A 17,539-nucleotide genomic window follows, 5' to 3' on the forward strand; every position below is an offset into this window, starting at 1 on the left:
TCTGGGGGGCGCCCAGCGGCCCGGCCGCTGCCGCCGCGGCAGCCAAGGCTGCGGTTGCGGCCGCATCAGCCGCACCGCTGGTGATCGGCTTCTCCCAGGCGGGAAACGACAGCGCATGGCGCAACGCCAACAGCGCGTCCATCAAGACCGCCGCCGCCCTGGAAGGCATTACCCTCAAGTTCGCCGACGCCGGGGATAGCCGGGAAAGCCAGATCGCGGCGATGCGCTCCTTCATTGCTCAAAAAGTCGACCTGATCGCCTTCTCGCCGGTGGCGGAATCGGGCTGGGACATGGTGCTGCGCGAAGCGCAAGCGGCCGGCATCCCGGTGCTGGTGGCCGGCCAGGCCGTGGAAGCGGGCGGCCTGGGCCTGTACGCAGCCTTCATCGGCTCGGACTTTGCCGAACAGGGCCGGCGCGCAGGACGCTGGCTGGCCGCGCGCGCAGCCGCCGCGCCGGACGCCGCCTTCAACATCGTGGAACTGCAGGGCGCTCCGGGTTCGCCCGCCACCCTCGCCCGCAGCAAAGGCTTCGCGCAGGCGATTGCCGCCCGGCCCAGACTCAAGCTGCTGCATGCGCAGGGCGGCGCAGCGTCGCGCGCGCAAGGCCGGCAGGCCATGGCGGCCTGGCTGAAAGCCGAAGGCAGGAATATCCATGTGGTGTATGCGCATAGCGACCAGTTGGCGATGGGCGCCATCGACGCCATCGGAGAAGCAGGCCTGAAGCCGGGGCGCGACGTGCTGGTGATGGCCATAGGCGGCTCGCGGGCGGCGTTCGAGGCCATGGTGGCCGGCAAGCTCAATGTGGCGGTCGAATGCAGTCCGCTGATCGGCCCCCAGCTGATGCAGCTGGCCCGCGACGTGCTTGCCGGCAGGCGCGTGCCCAGGTGGGTGACCACGGCCGAGTCGGTGTTCCCTGCGGATGCGGCAGCCGGCGAGCTGGCGCGGCGCCGGTATTGAAGCCGGGCCGGCGGCGGCGCCGGCGCGGACACCGGTACCGGCGTCAGGCCTCGCGCCGCGCCGGCGCGGATCCCGGTACCTTCAAGCCGCCGCTGCGCTCTCGCCCAATGCGCGGTCGCGGTAGGCGCGCGGAGTGCAGCCCAGTTCGCGCTTGAACACCAGGTGCATATACTGGGTGGACGTGAAACCGCAGCCCAGGGCCACGTCGGCAATACTGCGTTCGCCTTCTTCCAGGCCCGCCTTGGCCGCGTCCAGCTTGAAGCGCAAAATCACGTCGTGCACACTGCAGCCCAGCTCCTGGCGGAAGTAAGCCTCCAGCGACGACCGCGACACGCCCACATATTCGGCCACCTGGTGCGTCTTGATGCCCTGGCAGGCGTACTGGCGAATGAAATGGCGCGCCCGCATCACGTGCGGATGCTTGACCGGCTGGTGCTGGCTGGAGGCGAATACGTTGATGCCGGCCGGCGGTACCTGGATGCGGGTGTCGGCCAGGCGCACGCCGTGCAGCATCTGGTCCAGCAGGTGGGCCGCCGTGCGGCCCATTTCCTGCGCGCCCTGGATCACGGAGCTGAGCGGGATACGGGTCAGCATGCGCACCAGCGGATCGTTGTCGATGCCGATCAGCGCCACCTGCTCCGGCACCTCGATGCCGGCGATGGTGCAAGCCTGCAGCAGCTGGCGTGCGCGCGCGTCGGTCACACCGATGATGCCGATAGGCTTGGGCAGGCTGCGCAGCCAGGCGATCTGGCCCTGCACCGCCTCGTCCCACGACGAGGCGCTGGTTTCGCAGCCGCGGAAGATCTCCGCTTCCATCTGGTCTTCCTGCATCAGGCTGAGAAAGGCGTTCTCGCGCTCCTGCGCCCAGCGGTTTTCCTTGGCCTTGGGCAGGCTGAACATGGCGAAGCGGTGCAAGCCGACATCGATCAGGTGGTCGCGCGCCAGCTTGATGAGCTTGAAGTTATCGGTCGCCACGTAGGGCACGCCGCACGGGTAGTCGGCCTGCTCGGCATAGGAGCCGCCCACCGCCACCACCGGCACGCGGCAGCGCGACAGGGCCACCGCCACCGCCGGATCGTCGAAGTCGGCGATGATGCCGTCGCCCTGCCAGGACTCGATCCCCGCCAGGCGCAGGCGGAAGTCCTCTTCCAGAAACAGGTCCCAGGTTGCGCGCGTGCTGCCCAGGTAAGCGGCGATGCCGGCGGTGACTTCACGGTCGAAACTCTTGTTTGCGTTGAACAGCAGAGCAATGCGGTGCGCTTTCGTTTTCATGGTCTTTGTCTCCGGTCTGAATTGCTATTCTTTTTTTATAAAGCTGAACCCGTCCCTGTTGCGGTGACGGGCACGTCCCCGGCCGTGCCGGCTGTCCTGCCGTACACAATGCCCCGGCCCGCCGTCGTCATGTAGACGGTGCCGTAGGTGTTCATGTCGCCGGCCACCAGCTGGCCGTTGCCGGGGCCGCCGTACTGGTGGGCGTCGTCGTTGATCCGCACCCAGCTGGCGCCCTTGTCGGTCGAGCGCAGCATGCCGCGCACGCCGCCCACCGTGCCCCACATATAGAGCGTGGGATAGCTGGCTCCCGGCGCGGCCTTGCCCACGCCGACCGCCCCGCACGCGCTCACGCCGGCGATCTTGCGGAAGCGCGCACCGCTGTCGGTGGTGTGCGCCAGTCCGGCGCCGGCCAGGCAGGCCCAGACGTCGCCCTCGACGCCGGGCGTGGCGGCGAGGATTTTCGAGCCCCCGGCAGCCAGGCGGGCCTGCGGTGCGAAGGAGGCGCCGCCGTCCCTGCTCACCAGCAGGCGGCCGCTGGCGCTGTCGTAGGCGTAGAATTTTTGCGGGTTGACCGCGTCCGCCACCGGGCGCGCTTCGCGCACGTCCAGCCCAGCCACCGCGCTCCAGCCGGCGCCCGCTCCGCCCGCGCGGCTGATCGCGCCGACCGTGGCGCGGAATGTGGCGGAGGCGTGCGACGGGCTATGCAGCAGCACGCTGCCGTCGGCCGACAGGGCCAGCTGGCCGAAGCCGCCGCTGATGGCGTGGGCCAGCGCCGGCGCCTTGGACCAGGTGGCGCCGCCATCATTGGAGGAGTAGATGGCCTTGCCGGCACGCGCCAAGGCGCGGCCGTCCGCGCTGGCAACCAGGCTGGTGGTAGTGCCCATCTCCGGGCTGTGGCGGGCGCCGTAATGCGCCGGGCTGCGGTGCACAAAGCCATCGTAGTCGCCAATCGCCGTGGCCAACCGGCCGCCGGGCAGGCCGATCACCGAGAATGGCACCGTTTCCTCCATGCCGGCGGTTTCAAACCGCCAGGTGGCCGTGGCCGCATCGATGCCGGTGGTGCGGAATATGCCGTTGCCGGACACGACCCAGGCGGCCTGGCTGTCAAAGGGATCGAACTGCACGTCGCCGGTCCAGTGGATGGAGCTGCCGGCGATCCAGTTCCTGCCGCGCGCGTCCAGGGCAAAGCCGCGTCCCACCACGTCGGTCCAGCTGCGGCCGGCGTCGCGCGTGGTGTAGATGCGGTCGCCCTGCGCGCTGGCCCTGCCCTTGCCTTGCGGCTGCCAGACATTGATGGTGGCCAGTACCAGGCGCCGGGGATCGGCCTGGTCGATGCTGATGCCGCCGAACGGGCCCTTGCTGCCGGCCGGCGTGATGTCGGTCCACCTGCCGGTCCCGCCACCGGCGGCGCTGTCGTACTCCCACACCTGGCCGCGGTCCATGGCTTCGGCGCCGGACGGATGCGGGCCGGCGCCGTTGGCGTAGGTGATATACAGCTTGCCGTCCGGCGCCAGCGCTGCGCGCTGCGGCAGCAGGCCGGCGGGACCGCCCTTGACCGGTTCGAAACTGGCGCCGCCGTCGCGGCTGGCGTACAGGTTGGGACCGGCCGATTCGGCGCGCGAGACGGCAACGAACAGCCGCCTGCCCGGGGCGGCGAGCACGAAATTGACACCGTTGCCATTCGGCGTGGCGGTGACCGGCAGCGCGTCCAGGCGCTTCCAGGTCGCACCGGCGTCGGCGCTCTTGAACAGGCCATCGGCGCGCGTGCCGGCGTACAGCACCTTGCTGTCGTCCGCGTCAACCTGCAGCCGTTCGCCGTTCTGGCGCCCGATGCCATTGCCGTGCGCCTTGAAATGTCTGGTGACATCGGTGATGTCGAAAGTCTTGCCGTAATTGCGGGACCGCAGGATGGCGGATTTTCCGCCATTTAAATAGGCTGTGCCCACCATGAGATACACGTTGGCGGCGTTTTTCGGATCCACCGCCACCGATTCAACGCCCAGATAACCGACATTTTCTTCCGCCACCCAATCCAGCAGCGGCACCCAGCGTTCGGCGCGCGCATCCCAGCGATAGGCGCCGCCGACATCGGTGCGCGCATAAACAATGCCGCGCTCAATTTTGCTTGGAATTACCCCTGAAACAAAGCCGCCGCCGCCCATGGCGACCGAATTCCATTGATAGGTCTCCGCATGCGCAGAAAAAAACGGCAATAATACGGCGGACAGCAGCCCGCACAGCGCTTTCAGATACAAAGGTCTCCTCCTCTATTGCTTTTTATAACCCAGGCAATAACAGGCCCGCTGCCGGGCGCTTTATGGCAGCGCCTCGGTCAGTAAGGTGGCGAACGCCAAACTACAGCCCAAGCATATTGACTGGGCTGCAGCAGCAATAACGCCTGCAGAAGGATTTCTATCACCGTGCAGAAATTGCGATTAGTTCTGCAGGGAGTGCAAGGAGTGAAAAACGCGCTGGAGCGCTAGTGTGGCGCGTCCGCCGCAGGGGCGGAAGGCAAGGCCGCGCATGCGGCAGGTTGGTCTTGCTGAGTAGCAATGGAGCGGAAGGCTTTCGGCGTGCAGCCGTATTCTTCCTTGAACAATTTATTAAAATACGACACGTTGGCGTAACCGACAGAATAAGCGATTTCGGCCACCGCCGCACTGCTTTTCTCGGCCAGCAGCCTGGCCGCTTCCGTCAATCTCAATTTATTCAGGTAACTGGTGAAGGTCATGCCCAGTTCCGTTCTCAGCACCTCGTTGACCTTATTGCGGTTGGCGCCCGTTCCGATAACAACGCATTCCAGGTCCAACTCGGTATTGGTGTAATTGGTGGCGATAAAACGCAATACCGAAGCTTTTTCCTTATCCTTGTAAGGTTCCAGAGTCAATTGCCGGTACGCCATCAGCGGCAAATCTTTTTTCAGCCGGGAGTCCAGGCTGGCAATCAGCGCGCGCGCATGGGCGCGGAAAAACCAGATACCGAACGCGCTCCATCCAGCCAGCAGAATCGCCGCCAGCGCGGCGATATAGCGATAATCCCGCCCCCGCAGCGTCAATTCAGTGATTTCCACGTGGGATACAATGTCGCGAGGACTGTTGACGCTGCTGCCGAACACCAGCCTGCCCACCTTGTCCAAGGCATACCCCTGGTGCGTCAGGTCGAGCTTCATGGTGTAGAACCACCAGTCGGGAATGGTCAGCCGGGTCATGTCGACGGACACCGGCACGCCATGCCGGTTGCAGGAAAAGTAGGTTGCCGGCGAGCGGTAGGTCAGGAATTCACCCTTGGTGGACACCTTCTCGTCGAACGTTGACAGGGCGAACACCATCGAGTTGGAGGGCGTGCATTTCGCCAGGAAGGTGATGGTGGAATACTTCGACCAGTCCACCAACGCCGGCTGCCCCTTGCCGTTGTCCAGCACAAGGCTGGCCGACGAAAAAGGATAGGTCGCGACGCCGGTCACCTTGAGGTCGAACCGCAGTGCGCCGTCCCTGGCCTCGTCTATGCGGACGGTCGATGTGCCGCCCTGCGCGTCATCCGAGTGGCCGACATATTTCCAGTGCAGGCCGCCTGGCTGCGGCGCCAGCACGGTCACGGTCAGGTAGCTCTGATAGATGAAAAATGCCGCAAGCAGCGCGTCCGCAAGCAACAGGAGAATCAGCGCCTGCAGCGCCTTCTTATAGAACTCTTGCATGATGGTGCAGTGTGTTGAGATGTCTCAATGCCACACCTCTAGCGGGTGGGCTTGCCTGCATCATAGCAGCACAACCGGGCACCGGTGCGTTCTATCGGCAGGCGCTAGGAACTGGCTTGCTGCAGCAGGCCGGAGCCGGCCGCGCGGTGCAGCTTGGGATGAACCATGGGCACCGTCAGCATGGTGCTGGCGCAGGCCATCAGCAGCAGCGCGGTGAAGGTTTCGCCGCTGATGATCTGCTTGTCCAGCAGGATATTGGCGAAGATGATCTCGATCAGCCCCTTGGTCTGCAGCAGCCAGCCGATAATCGAGGCCTCGCCCTGCTTCCAGCCCAGCATCTTCCCGGCCAGGCGGGCGCCCGCCAGCTTGCCGCCCACGGAGGCCAGCAGCATCAGCCCGGCCGCGAAGAACACCGGATAACTGCCGATGTCCCACTGGGTGCGCAAGCCGGTGCTGAGGAAGAACACCGGCATCAGCGCCAGCAGGATGTGCTTGAACAGCATGTCCAGCTTGCGCTGTTCGAACCAGTGCGCGTCCATCACCACGCCGGCCAGGAAAGCGCCCACCATGTAGTGCAGGCCGGCCCAGTCGGCGCCGAAGCCGCAGGCGGCCAGCCAGATCAGCGACACATACCAGCGGTCGCTCTCCTCCAGCTTGACCATCAGGCGGCGGAACAGCACGGTGAGCACGGCGAAAGCGAGCAGGAAGCCGGCCTGGCGCCCTACCCGCTCCCAATCCAGCATGATCACCGCCAGCACGCCCCAGATCGCCACGTCGTCCAGGCTGGCGTAGCGCAGGATGCGCTGGCCCATGGGCTGGCGCAGCATCTCCAGTTTTTCCATCAGCAGCACCAGCACCGGCAGCGCGGTGACCGCGCACGCCATGCCGATGCCAAGCATGAACTGCCAGTCCTTGCCCTTCGGGCCGATCCAGCCCTGGTAGCCGAGCAGCAGCAGCGCGGCGCCGCAGCCGAACAGCAGCGGCACGCCGAGCGCGAAGGCGGCGGTGGCGCCACTCTCGCGGCGGTATTGCCAGACCTTCTTCAAGTCCAGCTCCATGCCGGCCAGCATCACGAACAGCATGACCGCCCACCACGCGATGCCGTTCAGCGATTGCATGACGGCGGGAGTGAACACGAACCGGTGATATTCCGGGAAGGCCGCCCCCAGCACGCCCGGGCCGAGCAGCACGCCGCCAATAATCTGCACCACCGCCAGCGGGGCGACATAGTCGGTTTTGCCGAGCCGCCACACCAGGTAAGGCACGCTGAAGATCAGCAGCATGGCCAGCAAGAATATTTCTGTCGTGTTCATTGCGCGCTCCCAGGGGTTGTGGCTATTTCAGCGGCTTGCCGTTCACGTCGTAGACGGCGGCTTCCAGGTGCACCACCTTGCTGACGGCCTTGCTGTCGGCGGCTGCGGCGGCGTCTGCCGCGAGGATGACCTTGTAGTCGCCCTTGGCCACTTTCCAGGTCCTGCTGGCCGAGTCGAACATGGCCAGCAGGCGCGGATCGACGCTGACGGCGCCCTGCACGCTGGCGCCCGGCTTGACATCGACCTTCTGGAAGCCGGCCAGGCGCCTGGGCGCTTCCCAGCGCGTGTTGAGCGGCGCCACGTAGACCTGGGCCACTTCCTTGCCGGCCAGCTTGCCGGTGTTCTTCACGGTGAACGACGCGTGCAGCACGCCGTTCTTGACACCGGCCTCCAGGCCGGACATGGCAAACTCGGTATAGGACAGGCCGTGGCCAAACGGGAACAGCGGCTTCAGGCCCTTCAGGTCGAACCACTTGTAGCCGACCGCCGCGCCTTCGTGATAGTTAACCTCGAAGCGCTTGTCGGCCACTTCGGGATAGCCGTCCAGCGCCGGCCGGGGCAGCTGCGACTCGGACGCCGGGAAGGTGGCGGGCAAATGGCCGGACGGATTGGCTTCGCCGAACAGCACGCCGGCAATCGCCTCGCCGCCGTTGCTGCCCGGATACCACGCTTCCAGCACCGAGGACACCTTGGGCAGCCACGGCATGGTCACGGGGCCGCCGGTTTCCAGCACCACCACCGTTTTGGCGTTGGCCGCCGCCACCGCGGCAATCAGCTCGTCCTGCTTGTTGGGCAGCGACAGGTTGGGCATGTCGAAGCCTTCGCCGGTCCACTGGGTGGCGAACACCAGCACCACGTCGCTTTCCCGCGCCAGCCTGGCCGCCGCTGCGGGATCGGTGCCGTCGCTGTAGGCCACCACCGCCTTGGGCAGGCGCGCCTGGATGGCTTTCAGCGGCGAGGACGGGTAGATCATCACCGGGCCCGGCCAGGTCTTGGGCGTGAGCTCAGGCGCGGCGTTGCCGCCGGCCGGATACACCAGCGAGGAACCGCCGCCCGCCATCACGCCCCGGTCCGCATAGCCGCCGATCACGGCGACCCGCTTGACGGCCGGGTTCAGCGGCAGCAGGTTGGCGCCGTTCTTCAGCAGCACCATGCCCTCCTGCGCGTCCTTCAGCGACACGGCGGCGTTGGCCTTGAAGTCGATGCCGTCCAGGGCCGGCTTCACCGGGTGGTCCACTACGCCGTGTTCGAACATGGCGTGCAGGATGCGGCGCACCATGTCGTCCAGGCGCGCTTGCGGCACCCAGCCGTTGAGCACAGCTTCCTTGAGCGGCGGGCCGAAGTAGTCGGCCAGGTCGAACGGCATGCCGGACTGCTGGTCCAGCCCGGCATTGGCGGCCGGTATGGTGCTGTGCACCGCACCCCAGTCCGACATCACCCAGCCCTTGAAGCCCCAGTCCTTCTTCAGCACCTCGTTCAGCAGGTAGTTGTTCTCGCAGCCGTACTCGCCATTGATGCGGTTGTAGGCGCACATGACCGAACCGGGATTGCCGTCCTCGTAGGCGATCTGCAAGGCCAGCAGGTCCGACATGCGGTTGGCCTGGTCGTCGATCTTCACGTTGAGCGTGGTGCGTCCGGTTTCCTGGTCGTTCAGCGCGAAATGCTTCAGCGTGGACACCACGCGCCTGGACTGGATGCCCTTGATCTGCGCGCCCACCATCTTGCCGGCCAGCAGAGGGTCCTCGCCGCCGTACTCGAAATTGCGGCCGTTGCGTGGATCGCGCATCAGGTTCACGCCGCCGGCCAGCAGCACGTTGAAGCCGTAGGCGCGCGCCTCCGCGCCTATCATGGCGCCGCCCTCGTAGGCGGTTTTCATGTCCCAGGTGGCGGCCGTGTTCAGGCCGGACGGCAGCGCCGTCGCGGTGCGCACATTCGGTCCGCCCTGGCTGGCCACGCCCAGGCCGGCGTCGGTTTCGCGCAGGTGCGGAATGCCGAGACGCGGCACGCCGTAGATGAAGCCGGCCGATTGGATGTGCGCCTCCTCGGGACGCTTGGTCTTCTTGTTCTCCATATCGTTGCCGAGGTAGCCGTAGACCAGCTTCAGCTTCTCGTCCAGGCTCATGGCGCCCACCGCCAGGGTGGCGCGCTGCGCCGGGTCCAGGCGCGCGTTCATCCACGGCTGGCCGCCTGCGTCCGCAGCCAGCGCGCAGCCGTAGCACATGGCCACTGCGGCCGCCAAGATACTGATCTGCTTCTTGAATCTCATGTTTGCTTCCATTGATGTGAATATCGGGTAAAAAAGCGGGCGGCCGAAGCCGCCCTAAAACTGCTGTTTAGGCAGTCGGACACAACGGACTACGAAAAAAAACCTGTGCAGCGGCGCCCTGGCGCCGCCCTGCCTCACCTGGCCGCGTTGACGATGGCCGCCGTCACGTCCGGGAATGCCTGCGTGCCGGCCGCGCGGTTGAACAGGCCGGACTGATGGTTGGCGGTGTAGCCGTTATCCCAGTACATCGGCACCACGCCGCGCGTGAAGGCGGCCCGCGTGATGTACTGGTCCCAGTACTTGCGGTAGGCGCCGGCCGGGTCGTATTCGGTGCGCAGGATGGCCGAGTACTCGCCCAGGATCACCGGCACGCCCCTGTCGATGAAGGCGGTCTTGATCTTCTGGAACTGGGCGTCGGTATAGGACTCGTTGGCCCAGCCCGAGGGATTGGCAGCCTGGCCCCACTTCCAGGAAGTGCTGTTGGCGTCCAGCGCGAAGTCGAACGGGTCGTAATAGTGCACTTCCATCATCATGCGGTTGGCCACCCAGTCGCTCGGCATCGCGGCATTGCAATTGACCGCATGGTCGATGTTGGTGTTGTAGGCCTGCACCACCAGGTGGCGGCTGGCGTTGTTGCCGCCGGTGGCGCGCACGGCCGTGATGAAAGCCTGGTTGAAGCCCTTCTGCACCGAGCAGTACTCGGCCGTCGGCGGATTGTAGTTCCCGTCGACCATCACCTCGTTGGTGCCGGCGAACAGCAGGGTGTCGTCGTGGTTCTTGAAGTTGTTGGCGATCTGGGTCCAGAACTTGGCCAGCCTGGCGTTGGCCGCGCCCTGCTGGGCGTAGGTCGGCTGCATCCAGCCGCCGTCCCAGTGGATGTTGATCATGGCGGCCAGGCCGGCGTTGTGGGCGTAGTTCACCACCTCCGTGACGCGGTCCATCCACTGCGGGCTGATGTTGTCGTTCGCGTCCGCATATTGCTTCCACGACACCGGGATGCGCACGCTCCTGAAGCCGGCGGCCTTGATGCCGTCGAACAGCGCCTGGTTCGCCGCCGGATTGCCCCAGTAGGTTTCGTTGAAACTGGTGCTGCCCCAGACGTAAGCGCCGCCGATCGCCTCCAGCGAATTGCCCAGGTTCCAGCCCGGCGACATCTGCCCGGACAGCTGCATGCTGGTCAGGTTGCGCATCACGCCTACGCGCACGGCCTTGGCGGCGCCGGAGTTGTAGCTGCCGCCGCCGGCGCTGAACTTGACCCAATACCAGTAGGCGGTGCCGGGGGCCGCGCTGTTGTCGGTATAGCTGGTCGCACTCTTGTTCAGGACTGCGACGCGGCTGCGGCCGTTGGCGCCGGTGTCGGTATCGCGGTAGATCTGCACGCCGCTGACCGCGCCGCCCACGGTCCAGTTCAACTGGACGCCGCTGCCGGTGCCGGCCGCCGTCAGGCACACCGTCGCACCGCCGCCGCTGCCGCAGTTCTGCGCCTGCGCAAACGGCGCCGCGCAGACCGCAACGGCAATCAAGGCCTTGGATAACACAGCGTTCATCTCTTCCACCTCTGGTAGGGGTTAGGCGCGGCGGGTTGGATGCCGCGTCTCCTGCGGCCCCGGCAGCTACCGGTGCAACTATTGTGGAAGCAGCGCCCATGCGCCGCAATTGCAAAATTCGTCAACGGCCAATATGAAATTGCGCAGACGCGGCCGGCGACAAATCATACGCAGCACTGGACATTTTCATAATTGCGCGGACCCGCCGCGCGTGGCCACAATAGGCTGGCCCTTACCACGTCAACCATCAGAAAGAAATCGAATGCTGAAACGAACAGTACTGTCGTGCGCCTTGTCGTTTGCGCTGGCCGCCGCGGCGTGCGCGCCGGCAGCGGCGCAAACCGCAACCGCCGCGCCGCCGGAATTCCCCACCATCCTGTACGGCGCAGCCTACTACCACGAGTACATGCCCTACGAGCGGCTGGACAAGGACGTGGCGATGATGAAGGCGGCCGGCTTCAACGTGGTGCGCCTGGGGGAGTCCACCTGGAGCTTGTGGGAACCGGAGGACGGCCGCTTCGAATACGCGTGGATGGACCGCGTGATCGACGCCATGGGCAAGGCCGGCATCAAGGTCATCATGGGCACGCCGACCTACTCGATCCCAGCCTGGATGGCCAGGCAAAACCCGGAAATCCTGGCCCGCAAGTTCAACGGCGTACAGAACACCTACGGCATGCGCCAGAACATGAACACCGATTCGGCCGCCTACCGCTTCTACGCCGAACGCCTGATACGCAAGATCGCCGCCCGCTACAAGGACAACCCCTACGTCATCGGCTGGCAGGTGGACAATGAAACCGGCACCTACGGCGCCGCCAACGACGACGTGTTCATCCGCTTCCAGCACTATCTCGAGAAAAAATTCGGCACGCCGGAAAACCTCAGCAAGGCCTGGTTCCTGAACTACTGGGGCCAGAACCTGCACAGCTGGGGGGACCTGCCGCGCCCGGACGGCGCCCAGAGCACCGGCTACAAGCTGGAATGGTCGCGCTGGGGGCAGATGCGGGTGACCGACTTCCTGAGCTGGCAGGCGCAGCTGATACGCGAATCGGCGTCGCCACGCCAGTTCGTCACGCACGATTTCGCAGGCTCCATGCATGCCGACGTGAACGAAGTGGCCGTCACGCGCGCACTGGACATGCCGTCCGTGAACGTCTACCACTGGGGCCAGCGCGAGTACTACAGCGGCGCCGGCCAGACGCTCGACGCCGACTTCACGCGCTCGCTCAAGCGCGGCAACTTCCTGGTCACCGAAACCAATGCGCAGAGCACCGACTGGAGCTCCTCGTTCCAGTATCCGCCCTACGACGGCCAGTTCCGCCAGGACGTCTACACCCACCTGGCCAACGGCGCCAACATGGTCGAATACTGGCACTGGGCCTCGGTGCACGCCAACCAGGAGACCTACTGGAAAGGCGTACTGTCGCACGACCTGGAGCCGAACCGGGCGTACGCCGAAATGAGCCGCACCGGCCGCGAGCTGCAGAAGATCGGCCCGCGCCTGGTGAACCTGAAGATCCGCAACGACGTGGCCATCCTGTGGAGCCGCGATTCGCTCAACGCCCTCAACGACATGCCGTTCGCGAAGGAATCCCAATGGGGCGGCTCGGGCACCAAGGCGGACTACGGCTCGCAGGTGCGCCAGATCCACCGCCAGCTGTACGACATGAACGTGGGCACCGACTTCGTGTTCGACGACACGCAGGACTTCTCTTCCTACAAGCTGCTGGTGGTGCCATCGCTGTACGTGGCGGACGAGGCGCTGCTGCGGCGCATCACCGAATACGTGCGCCAGGGCGGCCACGTGGTGATGACCTTCAAGAGCGGCTTCGCCAACGAGAACGCGGCCGTGCGCTGGACCATGGCGCCGGGACCGCTGAGGGAAGCGCTGGGCTTCCACTACCAGGAATTCTCCAACCTGGCGCAGCCGCTGGCCCTGAAGGGCGATCCATTCCAGGCCGGCGCGGACAACAAGGTGCAGCACTGGGCCGAGTTCCTGGAACTGGACACGGCCAGGGCGCTGGCCTGGTATGACCACCCCTTCTTCGGCCGCTGGCCGGCCATCACGTCTAACCAGTTCGGCGCGGGCAAGGTGGTGTATGAGGGCACTTATCTGTCGGACAAGCTGCAGCGGGCGGTGCTGCGGTCCTCGCTGCAGGAGCTGGGCGTGGCGGGACCGGACCAGCAGCTGCCGGCCAGCGTGAAGACGCGCACCGGCACCAACGGTTACCAGCGCGCGGTGCACTACTATTTCAACTACTCCGGTGCGGAAGTGAGCTTCAACTATGCGCGCAAGCCCGGCGCCAGCCTGTTGGGCGGCGGCCGCGTGGCCGCCGGGGAAAAGCTGACGCTGGCGCCGTGGGACGTCGCCATCATCGAAGAGGACGCCAAGTAAGCCGCTCCTCCACGCCCGCGCACCCGCAGGACGCCGCAAGGCGCCGGCCGGTGCGCAAGCATTCAGTCGGCCACGCGCACCGGAACGATGGCTTCGGCCGGCGAGTCCAGCTCGAGGGCGATGACGGTGTCGATGTCGCTGCGCGCCGCAGGCGGCACAGACAGCTCGATGCCGCGCCCGGTTTGGGTCAACACCGCCTTGCCGCCCCCCAGAACCGAGGCGCCAACGATCTTCGCCGGAATCGGCGGCAAGGCCAGCTTGTCCTTCGGCCAGCTCAGCACATGCACATACACCGTCTTGCCGCGGTGCGTGGAGGCGCCGTATTCCCCCGGCAGGAACGGGCCGCCGCGGGTTTCGTAGATGCTCTCGCCATGCTTGCCGAGCCAGGCGCCGATTTCCCGCAGGCGCTGCACCTGCGGCGGATCGATGCGGCCGTCGGCGCGCGGGCCGACGTTCAGCAGCAGGTTGCCGTCGCGCCCCGCCACCTTGGCCAGCAGCTGGATGTAGTGCTTGAGCGGCTTTACTTGCGCGTCGCTCTGGTAGCCCCACGCGCCGGCGATGGTGGTGCACAGCTCCCATGGACGCTGGTTGTCGAAATCGCCCAGCGCGCCGTCGCCCTCACGGGAAGCGAAATCCTCCGGCATGTCGGCGCGTCCGTTCATCAGCACTTGCGGCTGCAGGCGGCGTATTGTCGAATACACCTTGTCGTGCTGCCAGCTGAAGCCGCCCTTGTACTGCTGGCCGCGCGGACGCGCCACCCACTTGGGATGGGCGCCGGCATCCTTCCAGTCGGCGCCGAAGTTCAGCCAGTTGGCCTCGCCCCCGTCAAACCACAGCACGTCGATCTTGCCGTAGCCGGCCATCAGCTTCTCGACCTGGCGGTGATACTGCTCGCGCATGGCTTCCGCACTGTCGCGCTGCAGGTCGGGGAAAAAATAGCCCGGAAAGCGCCAGTCCATCGGCGAGTAGTACAGGCCAACGCCCAGCCCCGCCTTGCGCACCGCCTTCACGTAGTCGGCCACCAGATCGCGGCGCGCGCCGGTGCTGACGCTGGTGAACGGGTTGGCGCCGTCGTCGAACAGGGCGAAACCGTCATGGTGACGCGCCGTCAACACCACGTATTTCATGCCGGCGGCCTTGGCGGTTTCGGCCCAGGTATCGAAATTCACGTCGCCGGGTTTGAACTGGTCGGCCAGCCTGGCATACTCCCCGACAGGAATCTGTTCGTTCCACTGCACCCATTCGCCACGGCCGGGAACGGAATACAAGCCCCAGTGGATGAACATGCCGAAGCGCGCCCCGCGCCACCACTTGACGCGCGCCGCAGGGTCTTCGCCCTCGAGCCGCTGTATGGGCCGTTCGGGCGCATACCAGGCCTGTGCCGGCGCATCGCCGGCTGGCAGCGACAGTGCGGCAGCCAGCAGCGCACCCGATACCGTGGCGCTCTTGAAGAAATGCAAGGCCGTCATGGCAGGCGCTCCAGCACCACGGCAGCGCCCCCGGCAAGCGCCAGATGCAGCGTGAGCGTGTCGCCAGCCGTGACGCCGAGTTCGCGGCGCCGCAGCTCGTTGGGCGTGCCGCCATCCTCCCATACCGTGGCGCGGTAACGCCCGGCAGGCAGGAAGCGCAAGGGCACGCTGCCGGTTTTGCGCCCCTCGCCGTCGCCGGCCGCCGTCATCGCGCCGACGTACCAGGTGCTCCCCTGGCGCCGCGCCAGCACGATGTCACGCCCCGGCTCGCCCGCCAGGAAGCGCGTCTCGTCCCAGGCGGTCGGCACGCGCCGGATGAAATCGAAGCCGGCGGCGTCGCGGTACGTTTCCGGATCGTCGGACACCATCTGCAGCGGGCTGTCGTACACCACATACATCGCCAGCGCCTGGGCACGGGTACTCTGCGTCATCGGCATCACCTCGCGCACCTGGAAGCCGGCCGGCGTTGCGTTGCGGAAGCCGCCCGGCGTGTAGTCCATCGGACCGGCCAGCATGCGCGTGTACGGCAGCGTCAGGTTGTGCTGCGGCGTGATGCGGGCATCCATCTTGTTCCACTCGGCGCCCAGCACGCCTTCCTGCGTGATGAAGTTGGGCCAGGTGCGCTGCAAGCCGGCCGGGACGTAGGCGCCATGCAGATTGAGCAGCAGGCGGCGCCTGGCGGCGGCTTCCGCAATGCGGTGGTAGAAGCCGACCATATCCTGGTCGTCGCGGTTCATGAAGTCGACCTTCACGCCCTTGATTCCCCAGCGTGCGTAGGTGTCGAACACTTCGTCCATGCGCGGGGCCACGTGTTCCCAGTGCGCCCACAACAGCAGCCCCACGCCCTTCTCCGCCGCGTAGCGCGCCAGCGCCGGCATGTCGATGCCGTCTTCGGCGCGGGTGATGTCCGTGGCGGGCAGCGCCTCCCAGCAGTTGGGTCCCGAGCCCTTGGCCCAGCCGGCGTCGATCAGGTAGTAGGGAAAGCCGGATGCGGCGGCGAAATCGATGAAACGGCGATAGGCCGCCATGTCCGGCTTCATGCCGGCCAACGGCCCGGACCACCAGTCCCATGCCGCCTTGCCGGGTTTGACCCAGCTGAAGTCGCCCGTCGGCGCGGGGTTCAGGTTGCCGATCAGGTTGGAGGCGATCATGTCGCCGGACCGGTCGCCCAGCATGACCACGCGCCAGGCCGTCTGCAGCCCGGCCGCTGACTGGAATGCCGGCGCGGGCCGCTGCGGCACGGCTGACAGCCGCACCCGCAGGGCGTCGCCCTCGCGCCACAGCGACGAGCCGGTGTAGCCGTCCAGGTAAGCTTGCGTAATCGCGTACGAGGTCCGGCCCGATGGCGTGGCGCAGACCACCGGCACATCGTAGGCGACGCCGTTGCTCAGCTGCGAGATCTGCTTGCGCTCGAACGGCAGCTCGTGCGCGCCCTCCAGCAGCGTGACCAGGCAGGCGGGATCGCCGGCCGGCACGAAAGCGGTGCGCTCGCCGCGCAGGCGCACCGGATTGGCATCGGCGATGCGGTAGCGGAATGCCACGCCGTCGTCGTAGGCGCGCACGTCGATGAGCAGCCGGCGCCCGGCCGGTGCGCTTTCGCGGAACACCAGGGTGGCGCCGTTGTAGTGGTCGCGTGCGGCGGCAGCCTTGGTGGCCACCAGGGGGATGGTGCGATCGACCGCTGTTCTATCCTGCTTTTCCAGCGCCAGCGGGCCGAGGTCCGCAGCGCCGTCGAAGTCGAGGCCCAGCGGAGAAGGCGCGATCACGGCTTCTCCGCCGCGCGAGACCGAGAACCGGCCGGCGTCGCGCGCGATCGCGATGGCGGTGCGGCCGTCCGGCGAAGTGACCACCACCGGCGCGGCCCCCACCGGCGCTGCGGCAGCAGGTGCGGTAGCCGATCCAGCCACAAATATCGCAGCGAATGCCGCCACGCCCCGCAGTGCCACGCCGCTTGCCGCCAGCATGCCCTTATTCAGGCGCATGGTCCGCCCCCGCGCCGCGCCGCCACGTTCTCGCGGCGCCGCGCGGCCCATCCCATGGCCGCCGCGCCAAGGCCCAGCAGCGCCATGCTGCCCGGTTCGGGCACCGTTGCAGCGCGGCTGAAGGCAAGGTCGTCCATGACGAACCAGCCCTTGTCGCGCGCGATGTCGAGCCGCGCGACGTTGCCGAAATTAGCCGCGACCATTGCGTAAGTGGAGGAAATGGCGATGTTGCCGGTGCTGCCGATCAGCTGGTTGGCGCTATCGTATGCGGTGATGTTGACCCAGCTGGCCTTGGCGCCATTGGTGTTCGGCGTGGCGAACCAGGCGCCGGCAAACGCGAACGGCGTCGCGCTGCTGATGCTGAGATGGTTCGTGCCGAAGCCGTTCAAAACGAATTCCGTACCGGAGTGCGCGCCGTTGTCGTAACCCGCCACGGCGGTGTCGCCCAGATACCAGCTGGCGCTCCACACCAAGCCGGCGTACGGATTGTTTTTCGACAGGCTGGCCAGTTTCCCGCCCGCGTCCAGATCGTCGAAGTCAATCACGGCGGCGTGGGCCGTGGAAGCCAGCAGCAGGCCGGCGCCGGCCATCAGGCCGGGTATCAAGCTTTTCATGGTGTCCTCTTGTGTGTTGTGAGGAAGC

General features: G+C 66.4%; 11 protein-coding genes. 2 read left to right on the plus strand and 9 right to left on the minus strand.

Annotated elements, in window-relative coordinates; translation table 11 throughout:
* Positions 1 to 956: ABC transporter substrate-binding protein (locus AC6H42_RS30730; RefSeq protein WP_497549704.1), on the plus strand; the 956-nt coding region annotated here is incomplete at its 5' end.
* Between the two features lie 81 nt (positions 957 to 1,037).
* Here the strand turns inward: AC6H42_RS30730 and AC6H42_RS30735 are convergent.
* The 6 genes from AC6H42_RS30735 to AC6H42_RS30760 form a co-directional block, all read right to left on the minus strand.
* Entirely contained in the window at positions 1,038 to 2,228 is a 1,191-nt protein-coding gene (locus tag AC6H42_RS30735; RefSeq protein WP_497549705.1) for a XylR family transcriptional regulator, read from the minus strand.
* Between the two features lie 35 nt (positions 2,229 to 2,263).
* On the minus strand, positions 2,264 to 4,483 hold the full coding sequence (locus AC6H42_RS30740; protein WP_057153792.1) for a beta propeller repeat protein: 2,220 nt from the start codon (positions 4,481 to 4,483) through the stop codon (positions 2,264 to 2,266).
* A 224-nt stretch (positions 4,484 to 4,707) separates the two neighbouring features.
* Complete coding sequence (locus AC6H42_RS30745) at positions 4,708 to 5,922, minus strand: AraC family transcriptional regulator (RefSeq protein WP_497549706.1); 1,215 nt, start codon at positions 5,920 to 5,922, stop codon at positions 4,708 to 4,710.
* 104 nt (positions 5,923 to 6,026) lie between these two features.
* Positions 6,027 to 7,235, minus strand: a complete 1,209-nt coding sequence (locus tag AC6H42_RS30750) for a cation:proton antiporter (RefSeq protein ID WP_057153791.1) — start codon at positions 7,233 to 7,235, stop codon at positions 6,027 to 6,029.
* A 22-nt stretch (positions 7,236 to 7,257) separates the two neighbouring features.
* A complete protein-coding gene (locus AC6H42_RS30755) occupies positions 7,258 to 9,501 on the minus strand; it encodes a glycoside hydrolase family 3 C-terminal domain-containing protein (protein ID WP_497549707.1) in 2,244 nt (747 codons plus the stop codon).
* Positions 9,502 to 9,635: 134 nt separating this feature from the next.
* Positions 9,636 to 11,048, minus strand: coding sequence for a glycoside hydrolase family 5 protein (locus tag AC6H42_RS30760; protein WP_497549708.1), 1,413 nt, complete (start codon positions 11,046 to 11,048; stop codon positions 9,636 to 9,638).
* Positions 11,049 to 11,310: 262 nt separating this feature from the next.
* Between AC6H42_RS30760 and AC6H42_RS30765 the strand changes: the two genes are divergently transcribed.
* Entirely contained in the window at positions 11,311 to 13,446 is a 2,136-nt protein-coding gene (locus tag AC6H42_RS30765; protein ID WP_497549709.1) for a beta-galactosidase, read from the plus strand.
* A 62-nt stretch (positions 13,447 to 13,508) separates the two neighbouring features.
* Here AC6H42_RS30765 and AC6H42_RS30770 read toward each other — a convergent pair whose 3' ends face one another.
* From AC6H42_RS30770 to AC6H42_RS30780, 3 genes are read right to left on the minus strand one after another with little or no spacing between them, the layout of a single operon-like run.
* Entirely contained in the window at positions 13,509 to 14,915 is a 1,407-nt protein-coding gene (locus AC6H42_RS30770) for an alpha-L-fucosidase (protein ID WP_497549710.1), read from the minus strand.
* Positions 14,912 to 16,897, minus strand: coding sequence for a glycoside hydrolase family 97 protein (locus AC6H42_RS30775; protein ID WP_497549711.1), 1,986 nt, complete (start codon positions 16,895 to 16,897; stop codon positions 14,912 to 14,914). The genes AC6H42_RS30770 and AC6H42_RS30775 overlap by 4 nt, the downstream gene beginning before the upstream one ends.
* On the minus strand, positions 16,888 to 17,511 hold the full coding sequence (locus AC6H42_RS30780) for a PEP-CTERM sorting domain-containing protein (RefSeq protein ID WP_082551579.1): 624 nt from the start codon (positions 17,509 to 17,511) through the stop codon (positions 16,888 to 16,890). The genes AC6H42_RS30775 and AC6H42_RS30780 overlap by 10 nt, the downstream gene beginning before the upstream one ends.
* Positions 17,512 to 17,539 lie beyond the last annotated feature (28 nt).

The organism is Massilia sp. NBRC 108631 (genome assembly GCF_059704565.1).